This window comes from Mesorhizobium sp. M0751 (assembly GCF_040320265.1).
In the GTDB taxonomy this organism is placed as follows: Bacteria; Pseudomonadota; Alphaproteobacteria; order Rhizobiales; family Rhizobiaceae; genus Mesorhizobium.
The window spans coordinates 1-12,218 of sequence record NZ_JAMYPH010000046.1; the positions used below are offsets into that span (position 1 = coordinate 1).

Annotated in this window: 6 protein-coding genes and 3 pseudogenes; 6 read left to right on the top strand and 3 right to left on the bottom strand. The window is 57.4% G+C overall.

Annotation, left to right across the window (positions count from 1 at the left end):
- Positions 1-337: 337 nt before the first annotated feature.
- The 3 genes and pseudogenes from NKI19_RS31980 to NKI19_RS31990 form a co-directional block, all read right to left on the bottom strand.
- The gene (locus NKI19_RS31980; protein WP_352567622.1) at positions 338-7,402 is read right to left on the bottom strand and encodes a non-ribosomal peptide synthetase/type I polyketide synthase; all 7,065 of its coding nucleotides are present in this window, start codon (positions 7,400-7,402) and stop codon (positions 338-340) included.
- A gap of 133 nt (positions 7,403-7,535) precedes the next feature.
- Positions 7,536-8,889, bottom strand: a pseudogene (locus NKI19_RS31985) (IS5 family transposase).
- 232 nt (positions 8,890-9,121) lie between these two features.
- On the bottom strand, positions 9,122-9,478 hold the full coding sequence (locus NKI19_RS31990) for a hypothetical protein (protein WP_352567627.1): 357 nt from the start codon (positions 9,476-9,478) through the stop codon (positions 9,122-9,124).
- Between the two features lie 62 nt (positions 9,479-9,540).
- Between NKI19_RS31990 and NKI19_RS31995 the strand changes: the two genes are divergently transcribed.
- The 6 genes and pseudogenes from NKI19_RS31995 to NKI19_RS32020 form a co-directional block, all read left to right on the top strand.
- Entirely contained in the window at positions 9,541-9,978 is a 438-nt protein-coding gene (locus NKI19_RS31995; RefSeq protein WP_352567625.1) for a 4'-phosphopantetheinyl transferase family protein, read from the top strand.
- Between the two features lie 143 nt (positions 9,979-10,121).
- Entirely contained in the window at positions 10,122-10,256 is a 135-nt protein-coding gene (locus NKI19_RS32000) for a DUF5372 family protein (RefSeq protein WP_352567623.1), read from the top strand.
- Between the two features lie 227 nt (positions 10,257-10,483).
- Positions 10,484-11,405: pseudogene (gene tnpC, locus NKI19_RS32005) on the top strand (IS66 family transposase); the annotation flags it as partial.
- An 18-nt stretch (positions 11,406-11,423) separates the two neighbouring features.
- The gene (locus tag NKI19_RS32010; protein ID WP_352567624.1) at positions 11,424-11,672 is read left to right on the top strand and encodes a transposase; all 249 of its coding nucleotides are present in this window, start codon (positions 11,424-11,426) and stop codon (positions 11,670-11,672) included.
- A gap of 68 nt (positions 11,673-11,740) precedes the next feature.
- Entirely contained in the window at positions 11,741-11,989 is a 249-nt protein-coding gene (tnpB, locus tag NKI19_RS32015) for an IS66 family insertion sequence element accessory protein TnpB (protein ID WP_352567626.1), read from the top strand.
- Positions 11,911-12,114: pseudogene (locus tag NKI19_RS32020) on the top strand (IS66 family transposase); the annotation flags it as partial. The gene tnpB and the pseudogene NKI19_RS32020, both read left to right, overlap by 79 nt.
- Positions 12,115-12,218 lie beyond the last annotated feature (104 nt).

Consider the following 12,218-nt stretch of genomic DNA (forward strand, 5'->3'; position numbering starts at 1 on the left):
ACGGACGGATAGAGTCTCCAATTCGAGGAGGGCTTCTTTCAGACGCACGGCGTTGGTTCGGCCGATGACGGTGCCAGCGAGCGCGAGGAACTTCGCTTCGACCGCCTGAAGTAGTTCAGTAGTTCGCTCATTCTACCTGAAAACGAGGGACAGGAGCGAGGAGCGAGCGCTGCAGCCAGGTTGACTACTTCCAAATTGCGCAAAGGAATTGCGCGCACACTCTTATTAGGCAGCTTGAGCTGACATCGTCACATCTCCACCTGTGGCAGCTTGGACCCGAGCCGGGCACAGATTGCCAGATTCTTTTTTGTAAGTGCTGCCGGTGCCATCGCTTAGTTCACTCGTTTCGATTGAGATATTCGTTAAGCTTCTTTGCTAGAACGGGTACATGGGGCCGAGTGATCATCGTGTAATGATCACCTGGCACCTCGTGAATTTCCAGGTGGCCCCGCGCGAATTGCTTCCATCCAAGGTCGTCACTGGTCCACATTCCTAGACCCTTCTTGGCCGTAAAAAGAACGGACTTGCTGTCGTTGGGCCGAGGCGTGTAATCACGTAGCGCAATTCTATTGGCCTCGGCAACTGTCAGGATATGATCGAGCTGTGTTTCGCTCATCTCAGGGACGTTGCCTGCTTGCGTTCCGAATTCGAGCAAGGCACTGACCTGACGCTCACGTTTGATGGATTTCAGCTTTCGCCAATGTCTTTTCAGCCCGGGAAATAGGAGGCTCAATATGACCACTCGCTCGCTCAGCCAGTCAGGAATACGGCTGTTGCCGAGCAGGCGATGGTAACGGCCCCTTGTGTGCTCTTCATCCTTGTGGATAGCTTTGGCATCGAGCAGCGCAAGGATTGCTATCTCGTCACCAGCATCGCGCAACTGGCAGGCCATTTCCCAAGCAATGCTACCGCCCATAGACAAGCCGGCGAGCTGATAAGGGCCGTGTGGTTGTACGCTCTTGATGGCCTCAACATAGTCTCGCGCCATCTCCGGAATGCTCAGGTGAGGTTTTACCTCACCATTCAAACCGCGCGCCTGCAGACCGAAGAGAGGCTGCTCCGCACCGAGTGCTTTAGCAAGAGGCCCATAAAAGAGCACATGTCCGCCAAAAGGGTGAGGGCAAAACAGAGGCGTCCGCAAACCGCCGATTTGAATCGGCACCAATGCGCTCGGGCGCGTGCTTGCATATATCTTTGAGAGGGCCATAGCGAGCCCTCTTGGTGTCTGGTGTTCCAGTAGCCGAGAGACGGCCAATTTTTCTCCCGTAAGCTGCTCGATGCGATTGATTACGCTCAAGGCGCTCAACGAATCGCCACCAAGATCGAAGAAGCTGTCGGTCAAGGCAACGTCATCCAAGCCTAAAATGTCCTGATAGATCGCTACAATTTGGCGGTCCAAAGCTGCCTCACCAGACATCTGAACCACAATCGGACTGCGCGGTTCTTCGTTTCCAGCCGGGGCATCCACGGATGTGGCGGCAGTATCAGGTTGATTCAAATCTGCATTTTTTTGTTCCCGCTCCTTGGTGGCGACCACATCGAGCCAGTAACGTTTGCGATCGAAAGGATAAGGCGGGAGGGGGGTACGCTGTGGCGGCTGGTGGCCGTGCAGGCCAGACCAATCAATGCGAACGCCGCGGGTCCAAAGCTGGCCCAGCGTCTGTAACAGCCTCAGGCGATCGCCTTGCCCACGATCGCCTCCTGGCGCGGCTGCAAAGGCGACGGGGCTTCGCAGGTTGCTCTTTGACTTTAATTTCTTGGACTGTCTGGTCAGGGCTGCGCCAGGCCCCATCTCAATGAACAACTCGTGGCCCGATTGCACCAACCGATCGAAAGCCAGATGGAACTGCACCGTCTCTCTGAGATTGCGGACCCAGTAGGTACCATCAAGCGGCACGTCCGCCTCAAGCCAGTCACCAAGGACCGTTGACATGAAAGGTATTTGGGGCGCGTGCAACTCGGCTTGCGCAACATGAATCCTAAACTCCGGCAGGACGGGATCGATTAGGGATGAATGCACTGCATGAGTGGCATGTATTCGTTTGCTCGCAATGGATCTCGCCTGCAATTGCTCACAAAACGCTGCGATCTCGGATTCGGCTCCCGAAACGACACACTGACGAGGCCCGTTTAGTGCCGCCAATGAAAGGCTTTCGTTCAAATAGGGCTGGAGCTCTTCGAGCGACAGGCTGACTGCAACAATGCCGCCGGCAGGCACACGCGACGTTACCTGTCCCCTCATAAAAGTCAGCCGAATGGCATCGGGTAACGAAATGATGCCCGCAAGATGAGCCGCTGCATATTCTCCGATGCTGTGGCCGATGACAGCTGCAGGGAAAATGCCCCACGAGTTGAAGAGCTTCGCCATTGCATATTGCATAGCAAAGATAACAGGCTGTATGACGGCTTCCAGCTGAGGCCCAAGCTTGCCATCAGATTTGCCTTCGCAGTAGAGGAGGGGGCGGAAATCAATATGTGCGAGTTCGCTAAGCCATTGTGCGCATTCATCGATGGCGCTGCGGAATACCGGCTCTTCTTCATAAAGCTCCCACCCCATTCCGGCCTGCTGCCCGCCCTGGCCGGAGAACATGAACACGATGCGGTGTTCACTGCTTGACGCCTCCCCCGATGCGTCCGCATTCAGTGCCGCCTGATCGAGTTGGTCGGCAAGTTCCACCAAATCGGATCCGACGAAACTTGTGCGATATCTGAGAGCAGCTCGACCCGTTTGCAGAGTGTACGCCATATTTGCTCCGCTGTGCTGAACGTCGCTTCGGCGCATAAAGCCGGCCAGTTGCCCGAGCATCTCGGTTAGTGCAGACCCGCTCGCCCCCGATATCGGAAAGATGTGCAGCTTGCGACCGCTTTGCTCAGTGCTCCGCGGCGGAGCCTCCTCGAGAATTGCGTGCGCATTTGTGCCACCGATGCCAAATGAGCTTACTCCGCCGCGCCGTGGCTCACCACCCTTAGGCCAAGCGGAGCAGGTCTTGTTGACGAACATCGGGCTCTCCTGAAAGTCGATATTGGGGTTGGGCTCATCGAAATGCAGGTTAGCGGGAATGACGCCTCTATTCAGCATTGTGGCGAGCTTGATCAATCCCGTTACACCCGCTGCGGCGTCGAGATGGCCGATATTTGTCTTCACCGAACCGATTGCGCAGAACTGTTTGCTTGTAGTGTGAGAACGGAAGGCCTTGGTCAGGCCGGAGATTTCGATAGGGTCTCCAAGATAGGTTCCCGTCCCATGCGCCTCCACATAACCAATTGTGTCCGCCGAGACGTCCCCATCGGTGAGAGCAGCTTGAATGACTGCTGCCTGTCCTTCGGCGCTGGGGGCAGTGAAGCCTACCTTGGCGGCGCCATCATTGTTGATGGCAGTCCCCTTTATAACTGCCCAAATATAGTCGCCGTCTCGAACGGCATCGCTCAGCCGCTTGAGAACTACGACCGCAGCCCCACTGCCTCTCACCGTTCCTTGTGCCTTAGCATCGAATGCACGGCAGTGGCCGTCAGGGGACAGGATGTGGCCTTGTTGATGCAGATAGCCTTTTCCGTGTGGCAGGGAAATCGATGCACCGCCTGCCAGCGCCATGTCGCACTCATTGCTGCGGAGGCTCTGGCAAGCGAGGTGGACAGCAACGAGCGACGTGGAGCAGGCCGTCTGAACTGATACGCAGGGGCCAGTCAAATTCAGCTTATAGGCGATCCGCGTCGCGGTGAAATCGCGGCCATTGAGAATGTTGATCTGCAACTTCTCTGAATCCAGCAGGTCGCGACCTGCCTCACGTTCAGCAAGATAGTGATTGGCCCCCACGCCGGCAAAGACACCAACACGGCATTCAGCCGGCTCGCGCGATCCGTATCCCGCATGGTCGAGCGCCTGATACGCCGTTTCCAGCAGAATCCGCTGTTGCGGGTCCATCCACGCTGCTTCCTTAGGCGAGATGCCAAAAAAGGCTGCGTCAAACTGATCAACTCCGCTGATAACGGCCTCGCGCCTCACATAATTGGGCTTGCCCAAAGTCGCGGGATCGACGCCAGCTTTCCGCAATGCCTGTTCATCCAAATCTACGATCGACTCCACGCCATCGACCAAATTGCTCCAGAACTGATCGACATTCTCCGCCCCCGGGAACTTGCCCGCCATCCCTATGATCGCAACAGCATTGCGGTCCTGCTTGGGCTCCGTTTCGAGTGTGACCAAGCCACTAGGTTTTATTAGATCCTGCGCGGGTTGAGGAACGCCTGGAATTGCAGCCAAGTGCGTCGCAAGCCTTCTTATGGTGGTGTGCTCGAACAGATCCAGAATCTTGCAATCAATGCCCAAACGATCGTGGATGCGCGCCTGAACCTGGACGATAGCTAGGGAATGTCCACCAACATCGAAGAAATTGTCATCAACACCAACGCAGTCGAGTTTCAGCACATCTTTCCATATCTCAGCCAATTCCGTCTGCAGCCTGCCGGTCGGTAAAATTGCGGTCTTTGGTTTCGAGGCGTTTCTCGGCTCGGCAAGGGCACGCCGATCGATCTTGCCGCTATGGTTGGTCGGTAGATCCGGGAGAAACACGAATTGTGCGGGAATCATGTAGCCAGGCATCGTAGCGCGCATAAAAGCCCGAAGTTCATCGATATCGTCCGAACTCTCCCGTCGGCTCACGACATAGGCTGTTAGGCTCGGGCTTCCATCTGGACCATCTGTCAGCATGACGCAGCACGCTTTGACGTTTTCGTGCTCCATCAGCCGGTGCTCGATTTCGGCAAGCTCAACCCGCATGCCACGTATCTTGATTTGGCCGTCTTTCCGGCCTAGGAACACAATCGCGCCATCTGACCGATACCGGGCCACATCCCCAGTCCTGTAGAGCCTGGATTGCGATTCATCATCAAACGGGTTTGACCGGAAAAGCTGGCGCGTGAGTTCATCGCGATTGATGTAGCCGCGGCCTACGCCGACGCCACCGATGTACAGCTCACCGATTGCGCCAACCGGTGCCGGATTGCCATAGCGATCGAGGATGTAAGCCTTGGTATTGATGGCGGGGCGCCCAATGGGTGGCCTTTGCCAATCGCCTTTCACCTCGGTCCTAATGCAATAAATGGTCGTTTCGGTGGGTCCATAGGAATTGAAGATGCGGCGCTTCTCGCCCCATCGCTCAATGAGGCTCGACGGCAAGGGCTCTCCTCCTGACTTGATCACCGTGAGATCAGGAAGATCAGTCGAGGGCAAAGAGGTCCACGCTGTCGGCGTAAGACCGGCAGCGGTAATGCGCTCACGGCGCATGAACTCGACAAGCTCTGCTCCAGGCAGCGACGCTGATGGGGGCGCCAGGCACAATCGACCACCAGAAGATAAAGCCAGCATAAAATCAAACAGGGAGGCATCAAATCCGCAGGAAGCAAACTGCAATACTCGGCTGTCCGGCCCCAGCTGATAAGTGCGCTTAAGGTCCTCCGCCATATTGCAGGCGCTGCGATGTTCAATCATCACGCCTTTCGGCTGCCCCGTGGAACCGGACGTATAGATCACGTAAGCCAAATCCGAGGGGCCGGCGGGGCAGTACGGAGGTGTGACTTCATGTAGGGCAATTTCGGCGCGGTCCTTGTCGAGGAAAATCACCGCGCATCCATTCGCGCCTTCAATGTTTAGCGCTGATAGAACCTTCCCGAACGTCTGTTCTCTAAGCCCCGTTTTGCTGATGATGGCGGCCGCGCCAGCGTCCTGCACCATGAAGCGTAGGCGTTGGGCTGGAAGTTGTGGATCGAGAGGAAGATAGACGGCCCCTGCCTTCAAAGTTGCTAAGAAGCCGACAATGAGATCGCAAGAACGCTCAACAAGAACGCCGACCACGTCTCCAAGGCGGACACCTTTTGAAATCAGATGACGGGCAAGCCTGTTTGCCCTCTGCTCAAGTTGGGAATAGATGAGCGCCTCCGATCGGCAGCTGACTGCGATATTGTTTGGATAAGCGGCAGCCTGCGCTTCGATCAGGTTGTGCAGGCAAGTGTCGGACGGAAAAGGTGCAGCTGTCTCGTTCCAATCGTGCAGAAGCTGATGCTCTTCCTCTGACGTCAGAAGATTGTAGGCGCCAATCCGCCGCTCTGGCGCAGCTGCAATCGCATCAAGCAACAAACAATAGTGCTTCGCCAGCCGCTCGATGGTGCTGCAATCCCACAAATCTGCATTGTAAACGACGTCGAGGCGGACGCTTTCTTTTCCGGCCAGGATTCGGAAATCAAGATCGATCCAGATATCGGTCTCGCAAAGTCGGATTTGCGCAGGTAAACCGGAGAGGTCGACATCGCATGGCCTCAAGGCAAGAGAACTCACCGCCTCCGGAATGAAGTTGAAAACGGCTTGCGCGAGGGGATTGCGATCAGGTGCAAAGGGGAGCTTAAGCTTCTCAAGCAGCAGGGGAAGAGGAAAATGCTCGTGTCTGCGCGCGCAGCGCATAAGATGACGGACCCGCTGCAAATGGTCCAGGAAAATGGGATCCCCGGAAAGATCCAGCCGCAGGACCCCCAAAGCGACAAAGTAGCCGAAAGTGCCCGAAAATTCTTCTGCCGGACGACCGAGGCGCGGCACGTAGAGGGTGATGTCGTCCTGGTCGCCGTAACGATGCAGCAGGGCGTAGTAGGCCGCAAGCAGGACCGTGGCGAGCGTCACTTTCTCTTTTTGAGCCAGTTGCTCCAAGCGCGCGATCAGCGGCATCTCGAGATCCAGGGAGAAAAATGACCCGTTGTGCGTGGCAAGCGCAGCTCGTGGTCTATCGGTCGGAAGCCGTAGGTCGGGCTCATGATCGTCAAACTGGCCACGCCAGTAGGCCCAGCTGTGTTCTCCGTGATCGCCAGCAAGGAGGCGCTCCTGCCAAGCCACGAAGTCGCTGTAACAAGCCGCCGCCACCGGGTCCGGCATCTGCGCCTTACCGCTGCATACTTGATAAAGCATTCCGAGCTCGTGCAGGAAGGTACGAATGCTGCAGGCGTCGGAAATGATGTGATGGAAATTGAGGAGGAGATTCTCTTCCGTGGCACTGCGGATGAATAGATGAGCGCGAAACACCGGCCCATGCTCCAGATCGAAAGGCGACCGAGCTTCTGCCGCGATAGATTGATGGAAATTTGCCTCGTCTACACCTTCTAGTCGGACGACATGAAAGCTAAGGGAGCCTTTCTCATGAATGTGCTGAACGACGTGCTCGCCTTCCTGGTGAAAGGTCGTGCGCAGCATCTCATGGCAGTCGATCAATGACTGGAGCGCGCGCCGCAAGGCAGCAATATCGAACGGTGCGCTTATGCGCAGCTCTACCGGCATATTGTATTCGCTACCGGTTGGTCTTCTTTGATGATGCAGCCAAAGACCCATTTGGCCATGGGAGAGCGGGCGTGTGACGTAGTCCATTGCTTTCTCCAGCCACTTGCAGTGCAGAAGAATGCTTACATATGTTTTTAGGAATTGGGTTGAATGTTCTGCTAAATTATATTGCATCTAGGTGACATTTTAGTACTATTAAATAGTCGGCCCTGAATAACGGCTAAGGCGTTGATATTCCGAACGCGTGAAGACGGGTGGAAGCATCCGATTTCGCCGTTTTCGGCTGGAGTGCTTGCAGGCACCAGGCAAGCCAAAGAGCGAGAACCGTGAGGATCAGGCGCAGATTTTGGCCTGCGGCGACGAGCAGCGCATTGATCGCATCGCCAGCATGGCCGAGGAGGAAGTTGCGGTCCAGTCGGCCGTCGGTCTTCATGTGACCGATGGTGGCCTCGATGGCCGATCGTCGTTTCAGTTCCCGACACATGGTGGCCGTCAGGCCACGCTTGCGGCCGGCGATCATCACCGATCCCGAGCCGGTATAGTCGTGGCCGCGATAGCCCTTGTCGACGTAGATGCGGTCCGGGTCGACGCCGCCGATCTCCACCGCCTGATCAACCGTTGCTGCGAGCGTGTGGCCATCATACGGATTGCCCTCGAACGCCTTGGCCGCCAGCACGAGGCCCTCGCGATTGGTTGCCGCGATCCCGACCTTGCAGCCGAATTCGTACGGGTTGCGGGCTTTGCCCTTCGAGATGCAGACCACCTCGGGAGCGTGCAGGGAGTAGATCTTGTTCCTGTCCTTCGGCTTCTGCGCCAAGAGCCGCTCGACGAGCCCGAGCAACCGGGCAAATCTGGCCTCGAGTTCGGCATTGCCGGCGATCTTGCGGCCGATGTCGCGGAACACCCGGCCGAGATAGGTGCGAAGGCGCTTGAGTTCGCGACGCATCCGGCGGAACTGCCGGGCATGCGCATAGCGACCCGCCCGCACCGCCGCTGACTTGGCCAGCCGCATGTGGCTCTGCCTGAGCATGATGCCGTACCGCTTGGCCTGACGCACCAGGATCTGGATTGCCTTGAGGTAGAGCCGGCTGTCGGTGGGGTGGGCGATCGCCTTCGGCTGCACCGTCGTGTCGACGGTGATCCGCTCCAGCGAACCGGGCTTCGCAGTCCCCGTCTCGAGCGCGACGTCGACGCTTGCCTTTCAGCATTTCCTCCAGCCCCTCGGGCCCGATCCGCTTGCGCCAGCGCGTCATCGTGCTGGCATCGATCGGCGGCTCGTGCTGGAAAAACTCGAAGCCGCAGAAAAACTGCCAATAAGGGTTTTCCACCCAACGCTCCACCACTTCTTCGTCGGACAGGTCGTGGACGTGCTTGAGGTAATGCAGACCGATCATCAGCCGCGTCGGCTTGGCCGGCCTGCCGACCGGGCGATAAAACCCGCCAAACGCCTTGTCAAAGCGCGACCACTCCATCAATGCCGACAACCGGATCAGCGGATGGCGCGGATTGATGATGGTATCGAGGCGCTCGCGGAACAAATCATTCTTACCGGACGACGGACGGGCTGGCAGCATTGCAAAAACACCGGAAAACGACGGGATCAAAGGTGGTTTCCGGCATTCTCCAATACTTCACACCCGATGGGAATCCCTGCAACGCAAGGGGTCCAACAGTTTTTCAGGGCGAACTAAATACATTCTCATACGAATTTTGCATCACGCATGAACGCGGCATGTGGATTGTCAAATTAGGACGCAAAATTAGATTAACGTATCATGAAGTTATTTCACGATTGTTGAAATGTGTTCAAAAGTCTTTACACATCGCCACCCGTCCGCAGTGTAGAAATACTCCCCCCTCCTCTAAGGCAGCTGCAGGTGTAAACGGGCAAAGCATCAGCGATTCAACCGTCGCGCTGATCAGGCAAGGGCGTGGGATGGAGCGATTCACATATGCATTCGAATAGGCAGACGGGCACAATCGACGTTTGGATTTTCCGGCATTCCCAGCTGTCGATCCCAACATCGCACTTACGTGAGGTGCTGAGCCCAGCTGAGTTGGAACGGGCCGAAAAATTTCGGTACTCAAACCTGCGTCTTTCATATCTTCAGGCAAAATTCGCTTTTCGAACCATTCTTGCTGCGCACTTGCATGTTTCGCCAAGTGATCTCCAGTTGACCCTTTCACGTTTCGGCAAGCCTCGACTGCCAGCGCACGAGATTGAGGTGAGTCAGTCTCATAGCCACGATTGGTCCGCTGTCGCCCTGTCGGCCTCCGGCTTGGTTGGGATAGATGTTGAGCATTGCCTTCCCTTGGCAATTTGCCGTCAGTTGGCTTCTCATATTATGAGCGATCAAGAGGCAAAGACCTTTGAAGCAACTCCGCGCCAGCTATGTGAGCGAAAGTTCCTTGAGCTATGGACCAGGAAAGAGGCCGTGCTGAAATGTGCAGGCTTCGGTCTCCACCAGGACCCGCGAGGTCTCCATACGGGCTGGGATGGGCCGGCCGTGCAATTTGGCGACGTGCAATATTACGTCAACGCACTCCCCTGCGGGCAATTGGTAGGGCATCTAGCATCACAGAATCCCCAACAGATCATTATGAACAGCCTGCCACCACAATTGGAGGCTTGGTCGTTGGGCCGTCATGCGGCCGCATTCTAGGGCCACCGCCGTCGTCTACAGCGTAAAGCGGTTAGCTGATGGCGTCTGGCTTGAAGTTCCAGGGCATGAGCATGTCGATTTCGGCTGCGGACCAGCGTTGAGCGATGCGGGTTAACGGGGAGAGCTAGGCGAGGGGATCGACGTTGTTCATCGTCACCTACCCATTCCATCCCTTGGCTGGGCAAACTGTTGTCGTGATTGGTGAGCATGAGCACGATGGCATCCGCCGTTTTTTGATTCGGCAACCGCACGGCGGCACATATCATCTACCAGACTGATGGTCGCCCCACAGGCCGGCGCGGTTGCGATCGTTGCGGCGCTGGTGGTCCAACTTGAAACTTCTGATGATATTGGATCTAACCGTCAGGACCTGTCCGTGACCGCGATCGCCCGTCGAAGGTGGCCGCGGCAGGCGGCGCGGCCAAACAAGATCGCGCCCTTTGTCGACTACCTGCGCGAACGGGTCTCGGCCTTTCCCGATCTGAGCGCCGTGCGCCTGACGCGCGGGGTTCCTGTCAGCCTAGGCGCTCTGGGCCACTGGGTGATCGGCTCGAGTGAAAAACATCTCTCCCGCATCTATGACGCGCTGAAGCTGCGGCTCAGATCGCAGCCCCTCATCCATGGTGACGAGGCCACGGTCCAGGTGCTGAAGGAAAAGGACAGAGAGGCCGCCACCACCTCATATATGTGGGCATACCGGAGCGGCGAGGACAGTGACGAGCCGATCGTGCTGCTCGATTATCAGCCGGGCCGCGGCCAGATACACCCGCAGACCTTCTTGGGCGATTACCACGGCATCGTTATGAGCGACGGCTATTCCGCCTGGCGCACGCTGGAGGGGGCAACGCATATTGGATGCATGGCCCATTCGAGGTGGCGCTTCGTCGATGCCCTAAAGGCGAGGAAGAAAGGCGGCGGCCCGCCGGAACAGGCGCTCCGGTTCTTCGAACAGCTCTATCGGGTTGAAAGGCAGGCGCGGAACGAAAAACCGGACAAGGGCGAAACGCGAGATCACTGCATTCGCCGCTTCCGCCAGCAACATAGTGTCCCCATCCTCAATGCTCTCAAGGCATGGCTCGATGAAATCGCCCCGAAGGTCTTGCCGGACAGCAAGCTCGCCGACGCCGTCTCCTACACCCTGAACCAGTGGGACTACCTGACGCGCTACACCGAGGACGGCAGCATGCCGATCGACAATAGTCTTCTGGAGTGGGACATCAGGATTTTTGCAACTGGCCGGAAGAGTTGGTTGTTCAGCTATACCGTCGACGGAGCCAAGGCCAGCGCCATCGTCTACAGCTTGGTGCTGACCTGCCGCGCCTCACATCGAGCCGCTGCGTCCGGCACGCTGGAGTTTCGATGACGTTCCCTCCGATTACACCCCTTCCCTCCATCACCTCCGCAGGATCATCTCCCTTGTTCGGTAACTCTCGCCAGGGGGTAATGTGTCGGCAGTTGCGCGTTCCGAGGGGCTGGACCCCTCGCAGCTCTATGCATGGCGCCGCAAGGCGCTTTCGTCGGGCATGGTTGCGCCACTGACGGAGGGAGCGAGCAAGCCGGCGAAGTTCACGCGCTTTGAAGCGATGGGCAGCGACATGGTGGAAATCGTCATTGGCGATGCCGTGGTGCGCGCCGGCGGCGATGTTGATCCCGATCGCCTGGCGAGGATCATCCGCGCGGTTCGCAAGGCATGATCGCTTCCGGTGTGGTGGTTTACGTGTCGTGCCAGCCTGTCGACTTCCGCAAGGGCGCGGCATCTTTGATGGCGCTGGTCAGGGATGGCGGCCTGGACCCGTTCTCGGGGGCGCTTCACGTGTTCCGCTCGAAGCGTGCGGACCGGGTTCGCATCGTGTGGTGGGACGGCAGCGGGGTTTGTCTTTATTCGAAGACTCTGGAAGATCACAGCTTCTGCTGGTCTGCGATATCGGCCGCGCGCACCTGCGGCGCAAATTCTACGACCTGCACATCAGCGGGATCTCGCAGGCCGCGACGGATTCGATCATCGCCATGACCGAATTGTGGAAGGTCGAGGACGAGGTTCGCGGCGAGGATGCCGGAAGCCGCGCCGCGCTCCGTCAGGAAAAGTCCGTGGCCAGTGTCGCGAGCCTCTTCGATCTGTGGGAAGCGGAACTGGGGACGCGGCAATGGATTGTGGAACGGACATTTGCGGGGCTCGGACGATGACACCGACTGGCTACGAACATCTAGATAACGAGTGCTCCCGCCGAAATGAATCCTCG

Bases quoted from the DNA above. Each gene is read 5' to 3' on its own strand.
- NKI19_RS31980 (WP_352567622.1), bottom strand. From the start codon at position 7,402: ATGGACTACGTCACACGCCCGCTCTCCCATGGCCAAATGGGTCTTTGG.
- tnpB (WP_352567626.1), top strand. From the start codon at position 11,741: ATGGCGCTGGTCAGGGATGGCGGCCTGGACCCGTTCTCGGGGGCGCTT.